Here is a 26,182-nt window from a genome sequence, read left to right as displayed (position 1 = left end):
GTCTCCCTCCACCATATTCTCCTTAATTGGAAAATCGAAAAGCCAACTCATTGAGTTGGCTTTTTTCGTTTCTGAGCTTTATCTCTTACTAAACGTGTCTTCTAAAACAACCCTCAACTTCCTAAACACTAACCCGCTCCTACAAATAACTAAGCGATCTAGCCCATTCAAACATCAGTGATCCCATACTTCTGCATGACGCTCACAAGCCAGATAAGCAGCGCAGCCTAAACAATGGGTCGATATATGTTCTTCGCATTCGTTCGCAATTATCTGTTTCTGCTGCAAAGTAACCTCAGGCTCCAATACGGGTTCAAAGAACTTTGTCATTACTCATTACATCCAAATAAAATCAGTTAGTTAGTCTCAGGTTAATCCAATCTTTAACTAAGATACATATCATTAGACGCAAAAAAGCCCCTGCTGATTTCTCAGCAGGGGCTTTCTATTATTTGGTGTCATTCCGAATAACTACATCCTATTGATGTTGAGTTAAATCCTGGAATTAACCTTGAATACCAACAATTAACCAAGGTGCATTGTTAGTTGTTAGGTCACGCTCTAGGTGCCAGATATCAGTGATATCTTCTTCAACGCCATCCGCTGTGTCACGGTAACGACCGCTAAACTGAAGGCTTAGCTGTGCTTTACTACCATCGTGGTCTGCGCGAACGATTTCAGCATCAACGTACATTACGTCTGTGTGCTGATCACCGTCTAGCTTATTACGCTCAGCTTTTAGGTCTTCAAATAGGCTTGGAGATACGTATTCTTCAATCGTGTTTAGCTCGTTGTGATTCCATGCACCTTGCAGTGTACGGTAGTGCTCACGAGAACCATTGATGAATGCCGCTTGATCAAAGCCCGGTGGGTAGTTATGTGGAACATCGCTTTGTGCACCAAAACCGAAACCACCAGCAGCGCCTTGTGATTGAGGTTGTGTTTGCTCGAAGTTATGAACATTTGGTTGTTGCTTAGGTTGTTCAAACTTGTTCTGACCCATGCCGCCGAATGCTGGCTGTTGGCCACGTGTATTCTGCTGATTCATTGAGCCCTGCTTCGCGCCCAACATTCCGCGTAGGAATTTAAACGCTAGGAAAGCAATCAGACCCATAATCAGAATATCCATGAACTGGATACCTTCAAATGCGCCACCAAAGAATGCAGCTAAAAGACCACCAGCAAGTAAACCACCTAGCAGACCGCCCATAAGGCCTTTCTTGCTAGAGTTAGCTGCTGTGTTCTTACCTGTTTGATCTTGACGGATCGAATTCGTGTTTTGTTGTTTTGGTGCTGGAGCCGTTTTAAAGCTTTTGCCAAATGACTTACCACCACCAAACTTTTTCGCTTCCGCGATTGGCGTCACCGCGACTGTTACCAACAGGATCGCGACTAGTGAGAAAAATCGTTTCATTATTATCCTTTATAGGGTTCTTTATCTTTCGACACCTTAATCATACTCGTTAACAAAGAACAATGAAATATTCACCGTGTTTACACATGTATCATAATATTGCGGCCATTAATTGATTACTGAACTAGCGAAGGGATTGACGGCACTCTGGGGCAGCATTAAAATATTGAACGATGTTCATTTAATAGAAAGTACCCATGGCAAGACGAAACGATCATACTCGCGAACAATTAGTGCAATTAACCTTAAAAACGGTGACCGACTTCTTAGAAGAGCACTCTTATCACGAGTTAAGTCTACGTAAAATCGCCAATATGATTGGTTACGTTCCAAGTACCTTGGTGAATGTATTTGGTAACTACAACCTATTGCTATTACATGTGGTCGCTCAAACATTAGATGAACTGGCGTCAGAATCTGCTGCAGCGGTTGAACAATCGAGCAACCCTCAACAAGCTCTATTCAACCTTGCATACTGTTACCACGATTTTGCACAAAAACACCCTCACCGTTGGCAGCTTATCTTTGAGCACAACATGAACGGTGAAAACCTTCCTGAATGGCAATCAAACCGCATCGATAGAATGACAGGTATGCTAGAGCAACTATTAATAGCTATTGCCCCTGAACATACTAAAAGCGAAGTCGTTAAAGCTAGCCGTGTATTATGGTCTGGAGTACATGGAATTACTCTACTCAGCGTTGATGATAAATTTTTCGCCGCTGAGCCAATCGATGGTAAAGAGTTGATCAATAACCTAGTCTCAAACTACTTAACCAACTGGTAATCATCCAAGGAAAGACAATGAACAACAGCAGCCAATCTTCGCTGTTAACGCAAAAAAGGTTCCTACCCTACTTTATTACCCAATTTCTAGGAGCCTTTAACGACAACATATTCAAAAATGTCCTGTTACTGTTTGTTGCTTTCGCAAGCGTAGACACGCTGCCTATTTCCAGCAATCTATTCATTAATTTGGCCGCTGGCCTGTTTATTCTGCCCTTCTTCCTATTCTCAGCTTTAGCCGGTGTACTGGCTGATAAATACGAAAAATCGTGGTTTATCCGTAAAGTTAAGCTCCTTGAAGTGGTGATCATGTCACTGGGTGCGATCGGATTTATCTATGAAAGCTACGGGATATTACTTCTGCTCCTGTTCCTTATGGGAACGCAGAGTGCTTTCTTTGGTCCGGTGAAATACGCCCTGCTTCCACAGCAGTTAGAAACAAAAGAACTGGTATCTGGTAACGCTCTCGTCGAGACAGGTACATTCTTAGCGATCCTGATTGGTACTCTAGGCGCAGGCATCATTGCATCTGAAGAAGGCGCGAAGCTCATTGCTGCGGTGTGTATTGTTTCGTTCGCCGTGCTTGGCTATGCATCAAGCTGCTTTATCCCACATGCGCCAAGTAATGCACCAGACCTGAAAGTAAAGTGGCAACCTGTAAAGCTCACCCGTGCAACACTGGCGATTGCCAAAAAAGACCGCCCAACCTTTCAAGCACTGATGTCTATAAGCTGGTTCTGGTTCCTTGGTGCGGCTTACCTGACTCAATTTCCAAACTTCACCAAACTGCACCTAAACGGCACTGAAAGCTCAGTCGCCTTTTTACTGGCACTGTTCTCAGTAGGCATCGCGATCGGCTCTTTGGCTTGCGATAAGTTATCTAATCACCGCATTGAGATTGGCATCGTGCCAATGGGCAGCTTAGGTATCTCGATCTTCGGTCTTCTGATGGCGATATCCCTCCCGGAGTCTTTGCCTGACTTTAGTTCTTTCCATCAATTCGTAACCTACTCAGAGCTGTGGCCACTGTTTGCTTACCTTCTGCTTCTGGGTATCTCTGGCGGTGTCTTTATTGTTCCTCTGTATTCACTGATGCAGTTACGTGCCAAGCCCGACGAGCGTGCCCAAGTGATTGCCGGGCTCAATATCTACAACTCACTGTTCATGGTGGGAAGTGCGGTATTAGGTATTGTTTGCCTTAGTGTTCTAGATCTTTCAATTCCGCAGCTGTTTATCTTGCTCGCAGTGGGCAACACTTTGGTGATGCTGTACCTGTTTTATCAGGTGCCTATCTACGCTTTCCGCTTCTTTACGTGGGTGGTCACTCACACCATGTACAGAGTTAAACATAAGAACTTACATCACCTGCCAGAAAAGGGCGGTGCGTTGATTGTCTGCAACCATGTGAGTTATATGGATGCACTGCTGCTGAGTGCGGTTTGCCCTCGCTTGATCCGTTTTGTGATGGAAGAGGATTACACCAAGTTGCCGCCAATTCGACGCTTCTTGAAAAGAGCTGGGGTGATTCCAATCTCCGCGACCAACCGCAACTCGATTCGAAACGCTTTCAAAGAAGTAGAGCGTGCCCTGCATGAAGGTCACATCGTGTGTATTTTCCCAGAAGGAAAGCTCACCTCTGATGGCGAAATGGCTGAGTTCATGCGTGGTATGGAGCTGATCATCAAACGTTCCCCTGTCCCAGTGATTCCTATGGCTCTTAAAGGATTATGGGGTAGCTACTTTAGTCGTTACAAAGGCCGTGCCTGCAAAGGGTTACCCACTCGCTTCTGGACTAAGCTAGAGATAGAAGCTGGCGAGCCGATTTCACCTAAACAAGCCTCTTGTGAAACGCTTCGACAGTCAGTCTCTGACCTTCGCGGATCATTACGCTAGTTAACCAGCCCTTTATTCATATCAGTTGAACAAGCGTTAAGTTTTCCTTAACGTTTGTTCAATTCATTTAGACTTACTTATCATTTTATTGAACGTATAGTGGTCTCATCACAATAACGCCACAACAAAACAAGACTCTAAATACAATGAACCTAAAAAAGTCCGTTCCATTTTATCTTGCTGCACTGTTTTGCTTAACGCCTTGGGTTAGCTCACCGACAGCCCTGGTTATCGGTTTCCTGCTTGCTAGTTTAGGATTAGTCCCTGAACACTTGGAAGTCGGCAAGCTTACCAAAAAGCTACTGGCCTACTCTATTGTTGGCTTGGGTTTTGGTATTCAGTTTGAAAAAGCATTAGCAGTAACAGGCGATGGTATTGGGCTCATTGTAACTACGATTATCGGTACATTAGTCATTGGTTGGTTCTTGGCGAAACAAATGGGGCTAGACCGCACTACGGGCTATCTTATATCTTCTGGTACCGCGATTTGTGGTGGTAGCGCGATAGCAGCAGTGGCACCCGCGATCAAAGCAGACGATGAACAGATTGGCTTGGCATTAGCTACCGTATTCGTGTTGAACTCGGTTGCTCTATTCTTATTCCCGATGATTGGTCACGCGCTTGAGCTCAGCCAACAAACATTTGGTACTTGGGCAGCGATAGCGATTCACGATACGTCTTCTGTAGTAGGTGCAGCTTCAGCGTATGGCGAAGAAGCACTGACGACAGCGACAACATTGAAGCTCGCTCGCGCACTTTGGATCATCCCAATCGCTTTAATTAGTGCGATGATCTTCAAGAACGATCAAAAGAAGATTACGGTTCCCTACTTCATTTTCTTCTATTGCGCCGCTATCGCGGTGAGTGACTTACTGCCACAATTTGAGATGGTCTATCAAGGAATCTTTGATGTGTCTAAGCGAGCACTGGTCGTGTGTTTGTTCTTAATTGGCTGTGGTATTTCAGTTGAGAAGTTAAAAGCGGCAGGGCCGAAACCACTGATGTTTGGTATTACAATGTGGGTCATGATCTCAACGGGTTCATTGGCGTGGTTAACTCTCGCTTAGCCCGCATAGAAACGCTTTAGATGATTGTCTGGTTACCTAGACACTCGGGTTAGCGAGCAGAAAAACAAAAAGGCAAAGCTCCAATGGGCTTTGCCTTTATCGTTTGTGGTAAGGGTATTCTTTGTTGTAACAATCACGAATCAAACAGGGGCTTATCACTCTTCTTGCTCTCTCTTTTCATTAAAACAAGTACCACAACCAACACAAATGCGGTGAGCTCAGCCAACGAACGAGTCAACCCTGACGAGATGATTGCTTGGCCTATCTGCAGTAAAACCGCAATGGTGAGGGCAATTTTCATAATAAGACCTTATTCTATAATCCGTTATTTATATGGCTTATTATGATGGATGGTTATAAAGATAATAAATTCTGTTTTGAACTATCTAATTGCTAAATTAACTAACCTAGCGCAACTGCCCTTCTAACCACTTAATAAAGGTTCTTACCTTAGGGCGTTTTTCCGTGCCTAGCGGGCAGATTAAGTCATACCCTTGGTCTGTATCCATGCTCGGATAAGGTGTTATCAGCTCACCAGTCTGAACATACTGCTTAACAAAATGATAGCGCCCCATCGCGACACCGATATTGCTGAGGGCACTTCTTACGCCCATATCCCGGTGGCTCACACAGTAAAATTGCTCAAACAAGTTCACATCTAAGCCGTGGTGTTTAATCCAACGCTGCCATACATCTGACCCTAGTGCATGAATGAAATTAATCCGGTGCAGCGATTCTAAGCCATCATCAAAGATGTCGTGTTCAGCCGCGTAACTCGGTGTACATACCGGAATATACTTTTCACCAAACAGGCGCTGTCGATGCATGTCTTTGAGATTTTCAGCACCATAGTAAATAGCGACATCGAGATGATTTTGATGAAAATCCTGCTCTTCTTGCGAGAAAATATTGAGATTAAACTTTGGGTATCGCTGTTTAAAATCAGCCAACCTCGGCAGTAACCAACTGTTGGCAAATGCAGGACTGGTACCGATATTGATCTGTCCATACAAGTCTGTGTTGGTAATGTCTTCGATCTCACCAAAAATAGAGCTTAACGACTTGGATAACGTTCGTTGAAAGCGCTGACCTTCTTCCGTTAGTTCCAGTTTACGAGTCCCTCGCACAAACAAGTTAAATCCGAGTTCACCTTCTAACACTTTGATTCGATGGCTAACGGCTCCCTGAGTCAAATGCAACTTTCTAGCCGCTAGCGTAAAGCTCATTTTCTCTGCAGCAACATTAAAAGTATGAAGATTTCTAAGTAAAGATTGATGGTTAGCCATACGAACTCATGCATTAAAAATTTTAATTCATACTACTACCCGTTTCGTTTGTTTGCATCAAGAAATAAGTTTTTAATAACCGCAGTTACTTAAAATCCTGCCTCGATCAATATTTGACTCCATACGTTGACGAGCAGAAACATTAAAAAAATTAATTACAAACTTAGGGGCACATATGAATATACTCGGGTATATGCAAAAAGTAGGTAAGGCATTGATGGTTCCCGTAGCCACACTGCCAGCTGCAGCAATCCTTATGGGGATCGGCTATTGGTTGGATCCTGTTGGTTGGGGTTCTGAAAGTATCTTAGCCGCATTCTTGATCAAATCTGGTGGCGCGATCATCGACAACATGGCGGTTCTATTCGCGGTGGGTGTCGCATTTGGTTTGAGCCGTGATAAGAATGGTTCTGCGGCACTGTCTGGCTTTGTGATGTTCCTCGTCGTCACCACGCTACTTGCTCCGGGCTCTGTTGCTCAGTTAATGGATGTTGAACTCAGTGAAGTGCCTGCGGCATTTGGCAAAATCAGCAACCAATTCGTAGGTATCATTGTGGGTATCATCTCTGCTGAGATCTACAACCGCTACTCAACGGTTGAACTTCCTCAAGCTCTAGCGTTCTTCAGCGGTAAGCGTTTGGTTCCTATCCTGACCTCAATCGCAGGTATGGCTCTCTCTTTTGCTCTACTTTACATCTGGCCAGCTGTTTACGACGCTCTGATCGTTCTGGGTATTAAACTAGAAAGCATGGGTGCGGTGGGTGCTGGTCTGTTTGGTTTCTTCAACCGTTTGTTCCTATCAGTAGGTATGCACCACGCTCTTTACCCTGTGTTCTGGTTCGACGTTGTTGGTATTAACGACATTCCAAACTTCTTAGGCGGCGCGCAATCTATCGCTAACGGTACGGGTATTCCAGGTAAAACTGGCATGTACCAAGCGGGCTTCTTCCCTATCATGATGTTTGGCCTACCAGCAGCAGCATTGGCGATGTATCACTGTTCTGATGCGAAAAACAAAAACCAAGTATTCGCAATCATGCTTGCGGCAGCTATGGCTTCATTCTTCACGGGTATCACAGAGCCACTAGAATTCAGCTTCATGTTCCTAGCACCCGTGTTGTTCCTACTGCACGCAGTATTAACAGGCCTATCGCTTTACATTGCAGCAAGCATGGAATGGATGGCAGGCTTCGGCTTCTCTGCTGGTTTCGTTGACCTAGTACTATCAAGCCAAAACCCACTCGCGGTTAACTGGTACATGCTACTGGTTCAAGGTGTGGTGTTCTTCGCGCTTTACTACGGTATTTTCCGCTTCGCTATCATCAAGTTCAACCTACGTACTCCAGGTCGTGGTGAAGAGATGGAAGCAGAAAAAGAAACTGAAACGCCAGAAGCATTGGCTAACCTAACCAACAGCTACATTGAAGCGGTTGGCGGTGCAGACAACATTCTAGAAGTCGATAACTGTATTACTCGTCTACGCTTAACTGTGAAAGACTCAGGTGCAGCAGACAGCGAGAAACTGAAGAAACTCGGTGCGGCAGGTGTGGTACCGGTTGGGAAAGGTGGTCTACAAGTTATCATTGGTCTAGGTAAGGTAGATAAAGTCGCTGAACAAATGAAGAAGGCACTCGCTTAACGCCAAATCTTGAATGACACGATAAATAATTAGAATTTGTGACGGCTTCACCACCGTCACAACCCCCTGAAGCGCAATTACGACTAGTCACCGTGTATTGCGCTTCATTTTATTGCTCTTCGCTCTATTTAGAACGGGTCTGCTGTAACCACTGCGCCAATCCAGCGCGCGAAACCTTAATACCATGTTGTTCCTGCTGAGGCATTCGATAATACTCAATAGGAAATTTGAACCGTTCAAGACGACCAGTTAACTGCTCGATAAACCACTCTTTGGTTGGCAACTCAGCACAATCGACAATCGCTGCAGGTCGAAATCCGAACTCATCATCTTCAATGGGAACAATAAAAGCCTGATTAACCTCAGACAATTGATTGAGTACTCGCTCAATTTCTTCGCAATGAATGTTCTCACCACCAGAAATAAACTGGTTGTCGGCACGGCCAATAATCGACACTTGTTCGCCAAGCCACTCACCAAGATCTTTGCTATCAAACCAACCGCTCTTATCAACTAATGGCGTTAAGTTACCTTGATAGTAATACCCGGACGCGAGCGTCTCGCCACCAATAAAGATACGTTGTTCTTCAATTTTTAGCTGGCGATGGTTAAGGACAAAACCGGCGGTGCTGCCGGCATCAACGAGCTTCGCGGTCACGGTTGAAGCCGCTTCAGTCATGCCGTATCCAAGCCATGTTTCGATGCCCATTTGTTGAGCTTCGAGCCCAAGTGCTTCTGGTATATGACTACCACCCAAAAGTACATGCGTTAAAGTAAGTGCTTGCTTACTCTTTAACAATCGATGTAGTTGAGTAGCGACCAATGAAGCATGACTGCATTCTTCTATATCGGTTTCAAGCTGACCTGTGCCTATTTTGATGCAACCACCAGCCGCCAACCAACGATGAACTATCGCCAGCCCCGACACATGGTACATAGGTAAACTCAGTAACCACGTGTCACCTTGTTGATAACGAAACACCTCAAGCAGCCCTGACGCAGAGCATAGGTGCTGCTCAAGTGTATGAGCGACCGCTTTTGGGTTTCCGGTAGAACCTGAAGTGAATACGATGCTCGCTAGATTTTGCGGATTGAAATTGGATTCTTGAGGTGTCGTTATCTGCTCATCATCACCATCAAACTTCAGTTCACTTAGGCAAGGCAAGGTCACCAACTGAGTATTCAAATCGGCAATCTCTGATTGCTCTATTCCGCTATTGCCCAAGAGCCAAAGGTAGCTCTGTTGATCTGCTTGATATAAGGAATCGAGCTTTTGCTTCAGGCGTAAACTAGGCTGAGGCATCGTAAACGCACAAACCACACCCAAATTGAGTGCGGCAAGATAAACAGGGATCACTTCAGCTTGATTCTTACCAACAATCGTCAGTACATCACCTTCAGATAGGCCTTGATGAGATAGCTGTTGTTGGTACTCACTAACCAACACAAACACTTGCTGCCAAGTATAAGTGCGGTGAGTGGTCACTAACGCTGGTTGAAGTGGGTTTTGCTGCACCCACTTTACCCAGAGCGGGGGATGATTAGATTGTGGGCGCATCATATGATAACCAAAAATAGATTAAGAACTTGTTAAGCTAACTAAATAGCCATTCAAATAGCTCGGTCTAAGAAGACCAAATCAATTGTTGCTTTTCAAGCGTAGAGACAGGCAACTGACAGCCCGGCCAAGAAACCTCTAGCTGCTGCTTGAACAAGCCAATCGTATCCAACCCCGGCACTTCATTTGGCAAATATTGCTGCGCCAGACGAGCAATCTGAGTCAGACCTAGGCTCGACTCAATGCTTGAGCTCAATACAGGTTTCATTCCAAGCTTCTGTGCTCGCTCAATGATTGCCACGCAACGCTCGACAGAACCAATAAGAGTTGGCTTGATCACGACTGCTTTAACACCAGTAAGGTCGCTAAGATCAAATTCCGGGCTGCGCACCGCTTCTTGCAGTGTCTCGTCCCACGCAATCGCCACACCATGGTCAATGGCAAAGGCCAAACTGTCTTCTGGCTTTTGGCAAGGCTCTTCGATAAAGCTTATACGCTGGCGCATTGACGGCGAAATGTATTTAATGAATTGCTTCGCTTTCTCTGGCTTCCACGCACGGTTGGCATCAAGTCTTAGAGTCAAATCAGGGATCGACTCAAGGAATAAGCTAACCAACATGCCATCGCGAATCGCTTCGTAGAGGCCGACTTTCACTTTCGCGACCTTCTCGCCTACCATCTCATTCAATACAGGAATCAGTTCATCTGGATCGCCTGTACACAAAGGCGCCGCTTGGTAGTTACCTTGAGCGTTAAGATCGCCTCGCAATTCCATCATCGCCATTGAAAAGCCAAACGCGACAGAAGGATACAGCTCGTCGAAAGGCGTTTGAGGCTTATTGTGGCTCCAAAGCTCTAATTCGTGTTGAAGCTGAATGCCAGCTTGTTCGGCATCTTCTTGGCTAAAACCGGGCAAAGGCGCAACTTCGCCAAAACCAGTTTTACCATCACACTCAAGTTGGATGATATAGCCAACACGTTCGTTCAACTTATTGTCACGAAGAACCACACCACTATCCATAGGTAATTGATAACGGTAAAGTTTAGCGTGACGCTGAGAATTCACTGAGTTCATAAAGTTTCCTAAAAAACGGGGAACATCAAAACAAAACGAGCCGCTATTAGCGACTCATTTTGAAGAGGAGAAAGACTATGGATTACGCGGGAACTTGTCGAAGTCCGGTCGACGTTTCTCGTTGAATGCGTTGCGGCCTTCTTGGCCTTCCTCTGTCATGTAGAACATCATGGTTGCGTTACCAGCCAACTCTTGTAAGCCTGCTTGACCATCACAGTCAGCGTTCAGTGCCGCTTTCAAGCAACGCAGTGCCATTGGGCTGTGTTGAAGCACTTCACGACACCAACGAACTGTCTCTTTTTCTAGGTCAGCAACAGGAACAACGGTGTTTACAAGGCCCATGTCCAGTGCTTCTTGTGCATCGTAGAAGCGGCACAAGAACCAGATTTCACGTGCTTTCTTTTGACCAACGATACGAGCCATGTAAGAAGCACCCCAACCGCCATCGAAAGAACCCACTTTAGGACCCGTCTGACCGAACTGCGCGTTTTCAGCTGCAATAGTAAGGTCTGCCATCATGTGAAGTACATGACCGCCACCGACTGCCCAACCCGATACCGCTGCGATAACTGGTTTTGGACAAGTACGAATTTGACGTTGGAAATCAAGTACATTCAAGTGGTGCGTACCTGAGTCATCTTGGTAACCGCCGTAGTCACCACGGATACTTTGGTCACCACCAGAACAGAACGCCTTCTCACCAAGACCAGTCAAAATGATTACGCCAACTTTCTCGTCATAACGAGCATCAGCCAGTGCATTGATCATCTCTTTTACGGTTTGTGGACGGAACGCATTGTGCACTTGAGGGCGAGCAATCGTGATTTTCGCAATACCGTCATCAGACTTGTGGTATTGAATATCTTCATATTGACTGCTTTCATCGCGCCAGTTAACGGCTGCGTAAAGTTCTTCTTCTGTGATGCCTACTGTTTTAGCCATGATGATTCCCATTGTTCTATTAGAGAGCGCGACTAGCGTAGAGTCGCGACGGTGTTGCTCTGCTTTCTATAGCGCTTGATACGAGAGGTTCGCTCAGTCAGTTCATCAACGACTGGCGATACATTGGATGATCAGATTTGAAAACATCTCTGGTTGCTCAAAATGAACATTATGACCCGCGTAATCCACCTGACTATATTCAAAGCCACTATTCTCAGCTAGCTCCATGAATTTACGATCTTTTTCTCCACATACATAATGCAATAAATGCTCATGAGATTTCAATGTGGCACGTAAATCCGGTTGCTTAGCTAACGAAGTAGATAACAACATATTTGCTACGGATACTCCAAGGTTACCACTACGCTTTATGACCAAAGTTTGTCTTTGCTCATGATTTAGTGAAGAAAAGACGCTTTGTTGATACCAATCGTCTAAAACATCTTCAATCGACTGCTGTGCAAAGCGAACAGCCCATTGCGTATCGTGTACTAACCTTTGTGCTCTTTCTTCATCACATTCCAAGCCAAAGTTGCCACCTTCAATGATGACTTTCTCTAAGTTAAGAATTTCGAAGCAAGGGCTTGTTACCCCATACATGGCAAGCCTTCCCCCCATAGAATACCCAATCACCACGATAGGATAATCGACAGGAAGATCGTTGAGAGCCAGCTGAGATGTGATGCACTGAACTATCATGGTACAGCAATGATCAAAGCCTACAGGGTCGATAAACCGGCTTTGTCCGTGTCCGGGCAAATCTATGCAAAGACGAGGAAAGTCTTCGAGGAAGGGGTGGCATGCACTCCAATCATCCCCGCTTCCGAGTAAACCATGTAAAAAAACAAGCAAAGGTTTGTCAGAAGATTCTTGTACTGCTGGGTAATAATTGGAGTAAAGCATGTAAAGTCCTTAGGCTAATGCCTCGGTGAGCATTGAGCTGAATTGCTTCAGCAAAGTAGACGCTTGTTCGGGAGGCGTCTTAACTTCTACGAGCAAGGTACCCTGACCTTGTTCAAAATGTTGTTCGATGAGCGTTTGATAGCAATTCAAGGTTTCTGGCGCCGCATAACCAAGATGGAATTGCGCAGCAGCATGTTCAAAATTGAAACCATGAGGCATTTGATATAGAGACTGTTTTTGTTGCTCAGGAACCGGCAAAAAATCAAAGATTGCCCCACCATCGTTATTGGTCACAACAATAACCATCGGCGTTAAATTATGAGTCAGCAGAGCCAGTGAGTTGATATCGTAAAGCAAAGAAGTATCGCCAATCAACATCAATAAAGGATTCTGGTTAGCTTTCACCACGCCCGCAGCCGTCGCCACCAAGCCATCAATGCCCGATGCACCACGATTGCTGTAAACTCGATTCGCAGATATTGACGACAACATATCCACCAGCCTTACCATCAAGCTGTTTCCCACAAACAACTCTCTGTCTTTAAGTCTAGACGACAAGTCAACCGCAACACTCAACTCTGTCAGTTGGTCGTTATTAGAGATTTGCGCCAACGCTAACTGCTGAACCGTATTCGCGACTTCCGCCAAAGATGCCGCCCAGCCAGCATGTTCTCCCAACAGCGTTGGTAGATGTTGCTCTGATAACCAATGTTCGATATCAGCGACAATATGAGTTTGAGGCAGATGATCTTGATTAATACGATGTGCATCTGGTGAAACAACGATGTACTGCGATGAACAAAATGTGGCAGCTTGTTCTTTTACCCATTGGTTAAGACGCTTAGATACGATGCGCTCACCAAACTGGATAATAAAATCACACTGACTAAGCTGTGCTTTGGCTGCGTCACTTTGCATCCATAAATCATAGTGTTTCCAGTCACTACTGACACCCGATTGAGGGTCACAGAATACTGGCCAGCCCAAAGCTGTCGCAAACTGCTTGGCTTTAATTGCGGCTTCATTCTCGATAGAACCAATAATCACTGCGCCTTTACGAGCGACATAATCACTTGCTGAGACAGGCTGAGCGATTAAATGACTGGGCAAATAAGTGTTCGAGTAAAGGCAGGTTGAAGCTCTCCAAGCTGCCACGCTCTTTGTATAATCCGCATACATCTCGGCGCTATTAGCGGAATAAAGCGGTTCTGGGAACGGACAGTTGATATGAATAGCCCCACCGACGCTGCGCTGTTTCGCCAGTGCGTTATCAACCGACGTCAAAAGCCAATTCAAAGAAACTTGTGTCGTTGGACTTGGAAGGTTTAGTGCCGTTTCAACGTGAGACGAAAAGATACCCTGCTGCTGAATCGCTTGATTGGCACCACAGTCGACTAAATCAATCGGTCGATCGGAGGTCAACAAGATTAGCTTTTCTCGCGTTAATCCAGATTCAGCGGTCGCTGGTAGAAGGTTAGCTACGGCAGTTCCAGAAGTAACAACCACCGCAACGGGTTTGTTGCTCGCTTTAGCTAAACCTAAAGCCAAGAAGCCAAGCCCGCGCTCATCAAAGTGCGTATGTAAGGTTAGCTTAGAGTTAGCTTCGGCTTCGAGTGTTAATGGTGTTGAACGAGAGCCTGGCGCGATGCAAACATGTTCAACACCGCTGCGGGCAAGCTCTTCAAGTAATGTGTTACACCAAACTCTGTTTAATACAGCTTGGTCGTGATTCATGACGCCACACCTAATGGTGGGTGATCAGAAATGAGACTGAGCAGAGTCGACATCTTCTTATTCAGCTCTTGCCACTCATGTTCGGCAACCGATCCCGGCACGATCCCCGCGCCAGCAAACAGTTGTACTTGATCGTTTACAATCAAGGCGCTTCGAATCGCCACGCAGAATTCCGCTCGCTGATGACTGATATAGCCTACAGAGCCTGCATACCAACCTCGTGCAAACGGTTCGTGTTCAAGAATGAAATCCATCGCCTCTTTACGAGGTAAACCCGCCACCGCAGCAGTTGGCTGTAAGGCAGCAAGCAACTGCACACCATTAACGCCATTGTTGAGCTGAGCATGGATATTGCGCTTCAAATGCTGCACCTTACGCAAGCGCACTAGACGCGCATCCTTTTCAACATGGACCGTTTGAGAATGAGGAGTGAGACGCTCAATGATGTCGTCGACCACATACTGGTTCTCATTGAGGTTTTTGCTGTCTTGAGAAAGCCAGTTGGCCAGTTCCATATCCTCAGTAGCGTTCTCTCCGCGACCAATGGTTCCAGCAAGCGCCTCGGTATCAAGCTCCGTACCATGTCGGCTATATAAGCGCTCTGGTGTCGAGCCAATGAAACTGTGTTTAGAATCCAGCACCAACATAAAGTGGAAACTGTGGTGATTTTGCAGATAGCTGGCTTTAAGTAATTGAGCTGCGCAGATAGGCGCATCGAGTTGCAGTGTGGTTTTACGTGCTAAAACGACTTTTTTGTACTCTTCATCGCTAATGCCTTGCAGCACTTTATCGACAAGGTTGCCCCACTGCTCTCTTTCTGGAACGTGATTGATCTGTTCAATATGGGCAGACAAAGGCGCCAATATCGCGGCTTCTACAGAAAGCTTATTCAAAGCATTAATAGAAGAAACGCGATCAGGGGACAAATTAACCGCCAGCGACCAAGTATTGTCAAAGCGGATCAATTCAACCTGAGGAAGGAAGAAAAACGACTCCATGCAGCGACGGTTCTTTGCGGTGTGCCCATCAAACGAGCGTCCACCCCAGATTCGTTGGTCTTCACCAAGAATAGCGTACGCGGGTGCAGGATCTGAAAACGTATGTAACTGTCCGAGCGCAACAACCTCTTCACGAGTGTCGCGTGACTGCCAGTAGAACTTAGGAAAGAGCGGTTGAGCATGAAGCCATTCTATAAATGCAAACGATGGTTTTTGCGTTAGAACTTCAACACAACGAACTTCGCTTGCTTGGGCATTTTGTACTCGCTCAATCAAAGCGGAGATAGTTTGCTGGAAATGTGACAAATCGACCTCGTTCACATCTAAATTATTATTATATTAGTTTGATACTTTATGGGCAGTACCCACTTAGATCAAGAATGTACTATATCTTTTCAACATTCCTGTGATTTTAAGCGATCCCGCCCCTTTATTCATCTTAGCCAATAACCAAGAAAGCGATTAATTAAAATTTAGAAAAGAGTGACAACAAAAAGGCTAAACGTGACACTGAAATGCGACATTCATCAGATTTTTATTCTATCAAACGCCATTTTGCGGTACTTTAATAAAGTATTTAAATTAATTTCAGGAAATCGGCAATGCAAAATATCGGGATGTCGTCAAAACTCAACAGCGTATGCTACGAAATCAGGGGGCCTGTACTCAAACATGCTAAGCGCATGGAAGAAGAAGGGCATAAAATACTGAAGCTTAATATTGGTAACCCCGCCCCATTTGGTTTTGACGCCCCTGATGAAATCCTTGTTGACGTAATCCGTAACCTACCGACATCTCAAGGTTACTGCGACTCAAAAGGCATCTATTCAGCCCGCAAAGCGGTTGTTCAGCACTACCAGAAAAAAGGCCTACGTAACCTTGATGTAGAAGACGTTTACATTGGTAACGGCGCATCAGAGCTTATCGTTATGTCTATGCAAGCGCTACTGGATAATGGTGATGAAATCTTAGTTCCCGCTCCGGATTACCCACTATGGACAGCGTCTGTTGCGCTTTCTGGTGGTACACCGGTTCACTACATGTGTGATGAAGATGCTGATTGGTATCCAGATTTAGACGACATGCGCGCGAAGATCTCACCAAAGACGCGCGGCATCGTTCTTATCAACCCGAACAACCCAACAGGCGCGGTATACAGCCGTGATTTCCTATTACAAGTGGTTGAGATTGCTCGTGAGCACGGTTTGATCATCTTCGCCGATGAAATCTACGACAAAGTACTTTACGACGGTGCGGTACACACTTCAGTGGCAACGCTTGCTGAAGACGTATTAATGGTCACGTTCAACGGCCTATCTAAAGCTTACCGTGTATGTGGTTTCCGTGGTGGTTGGATGTTCTTAACAGGCCCTAAACACCTAGCGAAAGGCTACGTTGAAGGACTAGAAATGCTGGCCTCAATGCGTTTGTGTGCCAACGTTCCGATGCAACACGCTATCCAAACCGCACTCGGTGGCTATCAGAGTATCAATGAGCTGATTCTTCCAGGCGGTCGACTGCTTGAACAGCGTGACCGTGCATGGGAACTGATCAACAAGATCCCTGGCGTTTCTTGTGTGAAACCGAAAGGTGCAATGTACCTGTTCCCTAAAATCGACACCAACATGTACAACATCAAAGACGATCAGAAGTTTGTACTCGACTTCCTTAAGCAAGAGAAGGTGCTATTGGTTCAAGGTACGGGCTTCAATTGGCCGAAACCGGATCACTTCCGTATCGTGACTCTGCCGCACATCGAAGATCTAGAAATCGCAATTGGTCGTTTAGAGCGCTTCTTACAGACTTACAGCCAAGACGACCTCATCGAAGGTTAATGAGCACAAAGAAAGATGGCTACAATTTGCTGTTTTAAAAGACTTTAACTTGTATTCATTCACTTCTATGCTTAAAAGGCTCCTGTTTAGGAGCCTTTTTTGTATCCGCTGTCTCGTATCCCTGTGCAAACACAAGATACGAGTGGAGTATTGTTTATACCAATCACAGTAAGTAAGTGTTCAGAAATAGCGTAGGGAAAAAGCTTGAGAACAAGGCAGCTATTTTCGACAAGCAGCTTCGATAAGTAGTTATTCTACAATCAAAAATTCTAACATAGTTATCGAGTTTTTTAACAAGCTAGGATGACCAGTTATTTACTACGATTGGTACTATAAGGACATTTATGAAACAGAGCCATTTCTTTGCCCATCTCGCACGCATGAAGCTAATTCAACGCTGGCCCCTGATGCGTTCGGTATCAAGCGAGAACATTTCAGAACATAGCCTACAGGTTGCTTTCGTGGCACACGCCTTGGCACTGATCAAAAACAAGAAGTTTGATGGTCAGCTTAACCCCGAGCACATTGCTCTGCTTGGCATGTACCACGACACCAGTGAGGTACTGACGGGTGATTTGCCAACGCCAGTTAAATACTACAACCCGGATATTGCACAAGAGTATAAGAAGATAGAAGCCGCGGCAGAACAAAGACTGCTTTCGATGTTGCCAGAAGAGTTCAGAGACGACTTCGCCCCCTTCTTAATATCTGGTACTGCGAGTAAAGAAGAGCAAAGCATCGTCAAGCAGGCAGATACTATCTGTGCGTACCTGAAATGCTTGGAAGAGCTCAGTGCGGGCAATCATGAATACGAGCAAGCCAAGCGCCGATTGGAAGAGACACTCGAACAACGCAAAAGCCCAGAAATGGACTACTTTCTCACCACATTCGCACCGAGCTTTGAATTATCACTAGACGAGATAAGCTAGCTGGGTATAAGTTGTTTTTAATTAGCTAAATAAAATCAATTTGATAGGTGCTATTTTGAATTCTCAACTCGAACCACCCTTTGTACTCGAACAAGAATGGCAGCATCGAAATGACGATGAACATAAAATAAGACGGGATGACCACCGCAGCCCGTATCAGCGTGACCGTGCGCGCGTGCTTCACTCTGCTGCTTTCCGTCGCTTACAAGCGAAAACCCAGATCCATGGCACCACGGTCAACGACTTTCACCGAACGCGCCTTACCCACTCTCTTGAGGCCGCTCAGCTTGGCACCGGTATCGTCGCTCAACTGAAGAAAAAGCAGCCCGAATTTCGAGACCTATTACCCTCAGACAGTTTGATTGATTCACTGTGTTTGGCTCACGACATCGGTCATCCACCCTATGGACATGGCGGCGAAGTCGCACTCAACTACATGATGCGCGACCACGGCGGCTTTGAGGGCAACGCTCAAACGTTTCGCATAGTCACACAGCTAGAACCTTACACTGAACATCACGGGATGAACCTATCTCGACGCACTTTGTTAGGTCTAATTAAGTACCCTTCTCTGCTGAGTGAGGTTCAAGCTAAATTGCAGTCTGAACCCGTTAAGCATCAACGACAACTCCGAGCTAAAGATTGGATGCCAGCAAAAGGCATCTACGATCATGATGAAGAGTTGTTTAACTGGGTGCTTGAACCGCTTTCAAGCAGCGACCAACAGCTCCTAAAACAGAAAAGAAAAACGCATACCGAGCCACTTGAGCACAACAAGACCAAATATAAGTCACTGGATTGTTCGATCATGGAACTTGCTGACGACATCGCGTATGGCGTGCACGATTTAGAAGATGCGATTGTGCTTGGCTCTGTGACCAAAGCTCAGTGGGTTGAGTCGGCTTACCCTCAACTGAAAGAGATGGCCGACCCATGGATTTGTGAACACCTAGATTCAATTACAGAGATGCTTTTCTCTGGTGAACAGTATCGTCGAAAGGATGCGATTGGTGGGATAGTCAACGCACTGTTGACCAGTATCTCGATTAAGCGAGTGGAGGCTAACTTTGAGAATGTACTGTTGGCTTACAATGCGGTGCTCGAGCCGAGCATGGACGGCACACTCGATAAGCTGAAACACTTTGTCAGCGAGTTCGTTATTCAAGTGCCACAGGTTCAGGTCATCGAATACAAAGGTCAACAGATCATCATGGATATGTTTGAAGCATTCAGCGCAGATCCTGAACGCTTGCTGCCACTGCCCATCAAGAAGCAATGGCTACAACATCAAGATGAGTCTCGAAAAATGCGCGTGATAGCCGATTACATTTCATCGATGACTGATGATCTTGCGCAGAAAATGCATCAGCAACTGTTCTCAGCTCATACCGAGTTTTAATTCCTGACTCACTTTACTAAAACGGCTTAATCTAAGTAGTTTTTCTCAAACACGCCCGGCGGCATTTGATTGATTTGAAACTGAATCATTTGGTCAAATGCCGTTAGCAAAGGGCTAAAGTCGCCATCACGCTCTAACAAGCTAAGTAAATGATAGCCAGCTTCAACGGTTGAAAGGCTATTTTCACTGGGTGCTTTGCGAATTCGGTAATTACCCTTGAGATCTTTCGGTAAATGAACCGTGTTCAACGCATGCAAGTTACTCGATACTTGCCACATCTTGAATGCTTTCTTCCACGTGCCATCCAATAAAATCACACGCAGCTTCTTATTGGGAGATGTCGCCGACTCAACTGAAACAGAGTTTTCGCTTGGGTATAAAATCACATGTTGATACTGTTCATCGCACAACAATGCGTTGAGTTGTTCGTTGTCTGAAAAGTCTTCGCCAACAAACGTCACGCTGTTATTAAGAGATAACGAGAGAATACGCGCTGTTCCCATCGGACGATGCTCTTCTGATGGGTGCTGAAGAATGATAAGCTCAACATTCGATTCGAGTGGTGTAACCCACTGACAAATACAAGCTTTCAAAGCCTTGCTGCATTGGGGGCAATAACGAGACATGGATTTAATGTGTACCCTGTTTTAATTTTCATTTCACTTTTATGCGTCTTATTCCAATTTGAGCCAATACAAGCTTGGGTCGTTTGGGATAGCAATGCGATTGCCGATGGGCAATGGTGGCGAATCCTAACAGGAAACTTTTCACATACCAACTACTCGCATCTTCTGATGAATCTAGCAGGCTTGTGGATCATCAGCTACCTGTTTCAACCGAGTAAAAAACAGCTTGTTGTTGCTTTGCTTGTGATCAGTTTAGTGACTGGCGTCGCTCTGTTGTTTTCAAGTATTCAGATCTACGTTGGCCTATCGGGCACTTTGCATGGGTTGTTTGGCTTATTCGCGCTCAGAGAGGCTTTAAACGGCAGGAAGTCTAGTTGGCTGTTAGTATTCGGATTAGTCGCTAAAATCGCTTGGGAGCAGCTTATTGGCCCTTCTAGCACGACTGGTGAACTGATTAATGCTCGTATCGCGATTGAAGCCCACCTAGCAGGTGCATTGGCCGGAGGCTTCATATCTATCGCTTCATTTCTAACAAGTAGAAAAACGGGTCAAAGTTGAATTCTTTCGCGGTTCTTTTCAACCGTCACTTCACCTATCCCTTTGACACTCACCAAATCATCAGCAGTAGTAAATGCCCCGTTCTGATCTCTGTAATCGACGATTTCTTTGGCTTTCTTGTCACCCACGCCAACCAATAGTGCTGAAAGTTCTTCTGCCGTCGCGGTATTGATGTTGACCGTAATCTCAATGCCTTCGTAAAGCTCCGCCTTGGTTGGGCTGTCTGCAAACACGGCAGGGCTTAAGAGCATCAGAAATGAAAGAATTAGTGTTGAATATATCGTGCGCATAAATAGTTCCTTTGTTCAAAAAACGTAACTTATGCATTTGCCGCGCTAGATAACACAATCACCAGATAAAAATAAAGCGGATCACCTAAGTGACCCGCTTCGTTATACATCTTATTTTCATCAGCTTGTTTGTTGGCTCACAAATCTGAATTAAAGCCTAACAATCACGTGTTGATTTCAGTAGTAAGCTCTAACTTGAGCTTGCTACTGAGGTAATCAAACGCTTACTGACCTTGACCCACTACGTAGTATTCAACGTCTGCGTTTTTACGAAGTACGTTTAATACGTTAGTCAGGTCTTGCTGGTTACCAACTCGCTCCAACTGTGCACCAATTTGAGTGCTGTAGGCTGGGTTGATCTCAGCCGTTACTTTAGAAAGCTCAACAACAACGATATTACCGTCTTGGTCTTTAGATTGACCGAACACAGCTTGACCTGCTTCTGGTTTCGCTAGAGCGAATACAGATGCCGCTAATGGCGAGTTACGGTCAATCGTTTCAAGTTCAGTGAACTCAAGGTTGTTGTCCGCTAGTACTGCTTCATTGCCTTGCTCAAGTTCGTTCACTAGAGAAACACCTAGCTCAACCGCTTGCTGCTCTGCTTGTACAGCAGACAGTGCAGCGACAACTTGATCTTTCACTTCAGCTAGAGGAAGAACTGTCTCATCACGAGTCTCTTCTACACGAACAACAATTACGTGCTCAGGTGCAACTTCGATAACTTCCGAGTTTAGACCGTCTTCTTTCACTTCAGGGCTCAAGATAGCTTGCATAACTGCAGGCGTCATAAGAACTTCTGGAGCGTCAACTTGAGAGATGAAATCTGTCGTTGTGATCTTCGCGTTGATAGCTTCTGCAGAATCATCTAGAGAATCTGGGAATTCAAACGCTACTTTTTCTAGCTCAGTTTGTTGCTCGTAGAACTGATCAACTGCGTGTTGGTCTAGAAGCTCTGTCTTAATCTCTGCCGCTACTTCAGTGTAAGGCTGAGCTTGAGACGCTTTTAGTTCGTCTAGCTTGATGATGTGGTAGCCGAAATCAGATTTAACTAGACCAGTAGTATCGCCAATATTCTCAAGAGCGAAAGCCGCGTCTTCGAATGCAGGGTCCATAACATCGCGCTCAATCCAACCTAGGTCACCGCCAACGTCTGCACTACCGAAGTCGTCAGATTTCTCTTCCGCTAGCGTAGCAAAATCAGCGCCTGCATTTAGCTCGTCTAGGATTGCCTGAGCTTTCGCTTCGTCATCGCCTTGAACTAGGATGTGGCTAACTTTACGTTGCTCTTCCGTTGAGTACTTGTCTAGGTGCTCTTGGTAGTATTTCTGTGCTTCTTCATCGCTTACTTCAAGCTGAGACTTAAGCGCTTCAGCAGAAAGCTCAATGTAAGATACCTTAGCTTGCTCTGGACGAGTGTAAGCTGCTGGGTTCTCTTGGTAGTACTGTTCGATTTGCTCGTCAGTTAACTCGATGTCTTTTGCAAGGTCAGCAACAGACAGTGTCACTGTGCGAATGTCACGAGTTTGTGCGATAAGCTTGCTCTGAGTATCGATTTCGCCCTGAAGAACGAATTCACTGCCTTGAAGTGCAGTCACAAGCTGGTTGCGCATAAGGTCACGACGCATGTATTCAGCGAAGCTCTCTGCGCTGAAACCTGCACGACGTAGTGCCGATTGGTAAACTTCTTGGTCGAATTGACCCGCCGTTTGGAACTGAGGCATTTCTAGAATCATGGTGCGGATTTGAGAATCACTGATTCGTAGGCCTAGAGACTCAGCTTGCTGCTCAAGCAGTACGTCATTGATCATGCGATCAAGTACTGATTTACGGAAAGACTCTACGTAAGCAGGGTCTGCAAGCATTTGCGCGAAGTAATCGCCAAGTTGAGACTGCATACGATTACGTTCGTTTTGGTAAGCCTGTTCGAACTCACCACGAGCAATTTCTGTGTTGCCAACTTTAGCTGCTGCGTTGTTACCGCCACCGGTGATGTAGCTGCCTACACCTGCGAATACGAATGACAGGATAATCAACCCAAGGATAATTTTTACCGCGATGCTATTCACGCCTTCGCGTAATCGATCCATCATAATTTAAGTGCTCTCCGGATATGAAGCATTGGCTTCAAAATAAAAATCTATTCACGCGATATTATCAGAAAAAGAAATGCGCATCAGTAGGATGCGCATAATTTAAATAAGTTCAATGTGCTTTGTACACATACTGTTTAAGAATGAAACATCATTTTTCAAACAGTAAACGCATTTTACTGCCTTCCCCTCTTAAATGGAGGTTTCAGCAGTGAAAATTAGTTACATGCGTCTTTAAGTGCTTTACCCGCTTTGAAGCCAGGTACTTTAGCTTCTGCGATTTGGATCTCTTCACCAGTTTTTGGGTTACGACCTGTACGAGCAGCACGAGTACGAACACTGAAAGTACCAAAGCCAACAAGTGCAACTTGGTCACCAGATTGTAGCGTTGTGCCAACTGCTTCGATGAATGCGTCTAGAGCGCGGCCAGCTGAAGCTTTAGAGATGTCTGCGTTTTCTGCGATTGATTCTACTAGTTGTGTTTTATTCACTGTTTTTCCCCTATGTGTCATCTGTGACTACTTCTGATGACTGTACGTTCCATTTTGGTTTTAATTTAGCCGCAAGCCTTATTGCAAAAGGGCTGCCGCTTTGATCAATAACTTAGCGTCCAAAAAAAACGCTGACAAGCCTTTTCGGGCCTATCAGCGTAATTCTTTACTTATTTTTGCTATGCATCACTATTTTTTCACGTCAAACTCGACCCCTGACGGATCTCGTTCTAGCGCGACTTTGAGTACTTCATCAATCCACTGAACCGGGATCACCTTCAAGTCAGCGATTACGTTGTCTGGAATCTCTTCCAAATCACGCTCATTGTCTTTAGGGATCAGTACAGTTTTGATGCCGCCACGGTGTGCAGCAAGCAGTTTTTCTTTCAAGCCACCGATAGGTAAAACTTCACCACGAAGGGTAATTTCACCTGTCATACCGACCTCTGCTTTAACCGGGTTACCCGTCAAGCTAGAGACAAGTGCAGTACACATTGCGATACCCGCACTCGGGCCATCTTTCGGTGTAGCACCTTCTGGTACGTGAACGTGAATGTCACGTTTTTCGTAGAAATCTGAGTTGATACCCAGTTTTTCAGCACGAGAACGAACCACTGTCATTGCCGCTTGAATCGACTCTTTCATCACGTCGCCAAGTGAGCCAGTTTGCGTTAGCTTACCTTTGCCCGGCATTGCTTCGGTCTCGATAGTCAGTAGATCACCACCCACTTGAGTCCACGCTAGGCCTGTTACTTGACCGATACGGTTGCTTTCATCCGCTTTACCGAAGTCGTGGCGTTGAACACCTAAGTACTCTTTCAGGTTATCAATGTTAACCGTTACAGACTTAAGATCGCTGTCTAGCAAGATGTTCTTCACTGCTTTACGACAGATCTTTGAGATTTCACGCTCTAGGCTACGTACACCCGCTTCACGCGTGTAGTAACGAATGATGCCGATGATTGCAGAGTCTTCAATCTCAATTTCATGAGGCTTAAGACCGTTGCGTTGAACTTGCTTGTCCAGTAAATGGCTCTTAGCAATGTTCAGCTTCTCATCTTCTGTGTAACCAGATAGACGAATCACTTCCATACGGTCCAGTAGAGGCCCAGGAATGTCCATCGAGTTCGATGTTGCCACGAACATAACATCTGACAGATCGTAATCTACTTCTAGGTAGTGATCGTTAAATGCGTTGTTTTGTTCTGGATCTAGAACTTCTAGAAGTGCTGAAGATGGGTCGCCACGCATATCAGAAGACATCTTATCGATCTCATCTAATAGGAACAGTGGGTTCTTAACACCAACTTTAGACATCTTCTGGATCAGTTTACCCGGAAGTGAACCGATGTACGTACGACGGTGACCACGAATCTCAGCTTCATCACGAACGCCACCAAGTGCCATACGCGTGTACTTACGACCCGTTGCCGCAGCAATCGAACGACCTAGCGAGGTTTTACCTACACCAGGAGGACCAACAAGACAAAGGATTGGGCCTTTTAGCTTGTTGATACGGTTTTGTACTGCCAAGTATTCAAGAATACGTTCTTTAACACGCTCTAAGCCGTAGTGGTCTTCGTTTAAGATCTCTTCCGCTTTCGCTAGATTCTTTTTCACTTTTGAACGCTTAGCCCAAGGAACGCCCACCATCCAATCAATGTAGCTACGTACTACTGTTGCTTCAGCAGACATTGGCGACATCATTTTCAGTTTTTGCAGTTCTTGCTCGGTTTTTTCACGAGCTTCTTGAGGCATCTTAGAGTCTTCGATCTTCTTCTTCAGAGTCTCGAATTCATCAGGAGCGTCGTCCATCTCGCCAAGTTCTTTCTGAATCGCTTTCATTTGCTCATTCAGGTAGTACTCACGCTGAGATTTTTCCATTTGCTTCTTAACGCGGCCACGAATGCGTTTTTCAACTTGCAAGATGTCAATTTCTGACTCCATTTGGCCCATCAAGAATTCCAGACGTTCAGTCACATCTAAGATTTCTAGAACGTGCTGCTTGTCTACCAGTTTAAGTGGCATGTGTGCAGCAATCGTATCAGCAAGGCGAGCTGCCTCATCAATACCGTTCAGAGATGTTAGAACTTCTGGTGGAATCTTTTTGTTCAGCTTAATAAAGCCTTCGAATTGATTGATCGCGCTGCGAACAACCACTTCTTGTTCTTTTTCGTCAAGTTCTGAGGTTACAACGTATTCTGCGTCCGCTAAGAAAAACTCACTTTCTTTAAATTGGTGAATTTTTGCACGCTGCTGACCTTCGACAAGCACTTTAACAGTACCATCAGGGAGCTTTAGTAACTGAAGAATGGTAGCGACAGTTCCTACTTTAAATAGGTCGTCAATTGAAGGCTCATCAGTGTCCGCTTCTTTCTGCGCTACAAGTAGTACTTGTTTGTTAGCTTCCATTGCCGATTCAAGGCAAGTAATCGATTTTTCACGACCAACAAACAATGGAATAACCATGTGTGGGTAAACCACTACATCACGTAGAGGTAGCACGGGGATTTCGATACGCTCGGAACGTTCCAAGTTCATATATTTCTCTCTTCCGCTTTAACTTATAAAGCAGTATATGGGGCTTAAACGACTGGATTCAATGGAAGAATAAAAAAAAGGAGGTAATTGCTTACCTCCTTTTTCAATTTGAGTGACTTGTCTAAAA

The 26,182-nt window shown here is 45.3% G+C and carries 22 protein-coding genes; 8 read left to right on the top strand and 14 right to left on the bottom strand.

Features of this window, described 5'->3' with window-relative positions:
• Positions 1 to 505: 505 nt before the first annotated feature.
• Positions 506 to 1,414, bottom strand: coding sequence for a Tim44 domain-containing protein (locus tag AB4307_RS12525; protein ID WP_372132003.1), 909 nt, complete (start codon positions 1,412 to 1,414; stop codon positions 506 to 508).
• Between the two features lie 197 nt (positions 1,415 to 1,611).
• Here AB4307_RS12525 and AB4307_RS12520 point away from each other — a divergent pair, with 197 nt between their 5' ends.
• From AB4307_RS12520 to AB4307_RS12510, 3 genes are all read left to right on the top strand, one after another.
• Positions 1,612 to 2,202, top strand: a complete 591-nt coding sequence (locus tag AB4307_RS12520) for a TetR/AcrR family transcriptional regulator (RefSeq protein ID WP_017071712.1) — start codon at positions 1,612 to 1,614, stop codon at positions 2,200 to 2,202.
• Positions 2,203 to 2,219: 17 nt separating this feature from the next.
• Complete coding sequence (locus tag AB4307_RS12515) at positions 2,220 to 4,094, top strand: MFS transporter (RefSeq protein ID WP_372132001.1); 1,875 nt, start codon at positions 2,220 to 2,222, stop codon at positions 4,092 to 4,094.
• A 146-nt stretch (positions 4,095 to 4,240) separates the two neighbouring features.
• Positions 4,241 to 5,161 carry a YeiH family protein gene (locus AB4307_RS12510; protein ID WP_017060176.1) on the top strand — a complete coding sequence of 307 codons (921 nt, stop codon included), beginning with the start codon at positions 4,241 to 4,243 and terminating at the stop codon, positions 5,159 to 5,161.
• Positions 5,162 to 5,294: 133 nt separating this feature from the next.
• Here the strand turns inward: AB4307_RS12510 and AB4307_RS12505 are convergent, their stop codons facing one another.
• Both AB4307_RS12505 and AB4307_RS12500 read right to left on the bottom strand, forming a co-directional pair.
• On the bottom strand, positions 5,295 to 5,462 hold the full coding sequence (locus AB4307_RS12505) for a hypothetical protein (protein ID WP_017060175.1): 168 nt from the start codon (positions 5,460 to 5,462) through the stop codon (positions 5,295 to 5,297).
• Between the two features lie 106 nt (positions 5,463 to 5,568).
• Positions 5,569 to 6,447, bottom strand: coding sequence for a LysR substrate-binding domain-containing protein (locus tag AB4307_RS12500; protein ID WP_017064076.1), 879 nt, complete (start codon positions 6,445 to 6,447; stop codon positions 5,569 to 5,571).
• Positions 6,448 to 6,640: 193 nt separating this feature from the next.
• Here AB4307_RS12500 and nagE point away from each other — a divergent pair, with 193 nt between their 5' ends.
• Positions 6,641 to 8,086: an N-acetylglucosamine-specific PTS transporter subunit IIBC gene (nagE, locus tag AB4307_RS12495; protein WP_017064077.1), complete on the top strand. Its 1,446-nt coding sequence runs from the start codon at positions 6,641 to 6,643 to the stop codon at positions 8,084 to 8,086.
• A gap of 124 nt (positions 8,087 to 8,210) precedes the next feature.
• Here the strand turns inward: nagE and menE are convergent, their stop codons facing one another.
• From menE to AB4307_RS12465, 6 genes are all read right to left on the bottom strand, one after another.
• A complete protein-coding gene (menE, locus tag AB4307_RS12490) occupies positions 8,211 to 9,647 on the bottom strand; it encodes an o-succinylbenzoate--CoA ligase (RefSeq protein ID WP_372131999.1) in 1,437 nt (478 codons plus the stop codon).
• A gap of 64 nt (positions 9,648 to 9,711) precedes the next feature.
• Positions 9,712 to 10,719, bottom strand: coding sequence for an o-succinylbenzoate synthase (gene menC / locus AB4307_RS12485; protein ID WP_017060171.1), 1,008 nt, complete (start codon positions 10,717 to 10,719; stop codon positions 9,712 to 9,714).
• Between the two features lie 75 nt (positions 10,720 to 10,794).
• The gene (gene menB / locus AB4307_RS12480) at positions 10,795 to 11,661 is read right to left on the bottom strand and encodes a 1,4-dihydroxy-2-naphthoyl-CoA synthase (RefSeq protein ID WP_017064079.1); all 867 of its coding nucleotides are present in this window, start codon (positions 11,659 to 11,661) and stop codon (positions 10,795 to 10,797) included.
• A gap of 105 nt (positions 11,662 to 11,766) precedes the next feature.
• Positions 11,767 to 12,564 (bottom strand): 2-succinyl-6-hydroxy-2,4-cyclohexadiene-1-carboxylate synthase, encoded by a 798-nt coding sequence (gene menH, locus AB4307_RS12475; RefSeq protein ID WP_372131997.1) that lies wholly within the window; start codon positions 12,562 to 12,564, stop codon positions 11,767 to 11,769.
• A gap of 9 nt (positions 12,565 to 12,573) precedes the next feature.
• A complete protein-coding gene (gene menD, locus AB4307_RS12470; RefSeq protein ID WP_372131995.1) occupies positions 12,574 to 14,298 on the bottom strand; it encodes a 2-succinyl-5-enolpyruvyl-6-hydroxy-3-cyclohexene-1-carboxylic-acid synthase in 1,725 nt (574 codons plus the stop codon).
• Positions 14,295 to 15,602, bottom strand: coding sequence for an isochorismate synthase (locus AB4307_RS12465; protein ID WP_065583685.1), 1,308 nt, complete (start codon positions 15,600 to 15,602; stop codon positions 14,295 to 14,297). Before AB4307_RS12465 ends, menD begins: the two co-directional genes overlap by 4 nt.
• Before the next feature lie 296 nt (positions 15,603 to 15,898).
• Between AB4307_RS12465 and AB4307_RS12460 the strand changes: the two genes are divergently transcribed.
• The 3 genes from AB4307_RS12460 (at position 15,899) to AB4307_RS12450 (ending at position 19,459) form a co-directional block, all read left to right on the top strand.
• A complete protein-coding gene (locus tag AB4307_RS12460; protein ID WP_017060166.1) occupies positions 15,899 to 17,131 on the top strand; it encodes a pyridoxal phosphate-dependent aminotransferase in 1,233 nt (410 codons plus the stop codon).
• 344 nt (positions 17,132 to 17,475) lie between these two features.
• Positions 17,476 to 18,060 (top strand): 5'-deoxynucleotidase, encoded by a 585-nt coding sequence (gene yfbR / locus AB4307_RS12455; RefSeq protein ID WP_017060613.1) that lies wholly within the window; start codon positions 17,476 to 17,478, stop codon positions 18,058 to 18,060.
• A gap of 55 nt (positions 18,061 to 18,115) precedes the next feature.
• The gene (locus tag AB4307_RS12450) at positions 18,116 to 19,459 is read left to right on the top strand and encodes an anti-phage deoxyguanosine triphosphatase (protein ID WP_017060614.1); all 1,344 of its coding nucleotides are present in this window, start codon (positions 18,116 to 18,118) and stop codon (positions 19,457 to 19,459) included.
• Between the two features lie 26 nt (positions 19,460 to 19,485).
• On the opposite strand, the gene AB4307_RS12445 is transcribed toward AB4307_RS12450, so the two are convergent.
• Positions 19,486 to 20,085, bottom strand: coding sequence for a tRNA-uridine aminocarboxypropyltransferase (locus AB4307_RS12445; RefSeq protein ID WP_017060615.1), 600 nt, complete (start codon positions 20,083 to 20,085; stop codon positions 19,486 to 19,488).
• A 9-nt stretch (positions 20,086 to 20,094) separates the two neighbouring features.
• Between AB4307_RS12445 and rrtA the strand changes: the two genes are divergently transcribed.
• A complete protein-coding gene (rrtA, locus tag AB4307_RS12440; RefSeq protein WP_017060616.1) occupies positions 20,095 to 20,643 on the top strand; it encodes a rhombosortase in 549 nt (182 codons plus the stop codon).
• Here rrtA and AB4307_RS12435 read toward each other — a convergent pair.
• The 4 genes from AB4307_RS12435 to lon all read right to left on the bottom strand — a co-directional run bounded on the left by AB4307_RS12435 (position 20,634) and on the right by lon (position 26,055).
• Positions 20,634 to 20,933 (bottom strand): ComEA family DNA-binding protein, encoded by a 300-nt coding sequence (locus AB4307_RS12435; protein WP_372131993.1) that lies wholly within the window; start codon positions 20,931 to 20,933, stop codon positions 20,634 to 20,636. The two genes, rrtA and AB4307_RS12435, sit on opposite strands and share 10 nt — an antisense overlap.
• A 224-nt stretch (positions 20,934 to 21,157) precedes the next feature.
• Positions 21,158 to 23,023 (bottom strand): peptidylprolyl isomerase, encoded by a 1,866-nt coding sequence (ppiD, locus tag AB4307_RS12430; RefSeq protein WP_017060618.1) that lies wholly within the window; start codon positions 23,021 to 23,023, stop codon positions 21,158 to 21,160.
• A 218-nt stretch (positions 23,024 to 23,241) separates the two neighbouring features.
• Positions 23,242 to 23,535 carry an HU family DNA-binding protein gene (locus AB4307_RS12425; protein WP_012604504.1) on the bottom strand — a complete coding sequence of 98 codons (294 nt, stop codon included), beginning with the start codon at positions 23,533 to 23,535 and terminating at the stop codon, positions 23,242 to 23,244.
• 168 nt (positions 23,536 to 23,703) lie between these two features.
• Positions 23,704 to 26,055 (bottom strand): endopeptidase La, encoded by a 2,352-nt coding sequence (lon, locus tag AB4307_RS12420; RefSeq protein ID WP_017060619.1) that lies wholly within the window; start codon positions 26,053 to 26,055, stop codon positions 23,704 to 23,706.
• Positions 26,056 to 26,182 lie beyond the last annotated feature (127 nt).

The sequence above is a fragment of the Vibrio sp. 10N.261.52.C2 genome (assembly GCF_041471425.1).
Taxonomy (GTDB): Bacteria; Pseudomonadota; Gammaproteobacteria; order Enterobacterales; family Vibrionaceae; genus Vibrio; species Vibrio crassostreae_C.
The sequence above is the reverse complement of the archived record's forward strand: the minus strand, read 5'-3'. Positions and strand labels throughout refer to the sequence as shown.